This is a genomic window from Pseudomonas yangonensis, assembly GCF_009932725.1.
In the GTDB taxonomy this organism is placed as follows: Bacteria; Pseudomonadota; Gammaproteobacteria; order Pseudomonadales; family Pseudomonadaceae; genus Aquipseudomonas; species Aquipseudomonas yangonensis.
Genome location: NZ_BLJU01000102.1, coordinates 1 through 241 on the forward strand (window position 1 = coordinate 1; position 241 = coordinate 241).

Here is a 241-nt window from a genome sequence, read left to right on the forward strand (position 1 = left end):
GGATCAGGCCCGCGTAGTACTCCAGCACATCGGCGCCGGTGACGATGTCGACGTAGCGGGTTTCGGACAATGGCTTGCCGGTGTCGAGGGTTTCCAGCCCGGCCAGCTCATCGTTGCGCGCGCGCAGGATATCCACCGCCTTGCGCAGAATGCGCGAGCGCTGCATGGCAGTCATCGCCGCCCATAGCTTCTGCCCTTCGGCGGCGCTGGCCACGGCGCGACCGACGTCCGCCTGGCTGGC

1 protein-coding gene is annotated in these 241 nt (G+C 68.0%); it reads right to left on the reverse strand.

Annotated features, from left to right (window positions below; translation table 11 throughout):
* On the reverse strand, positions 1-241 hold a 241-nt coding region (locus GYB81_RS23665), incomplete at both ends, for an aldehyde dehydrogenase family protein (protein WP_161897988.1).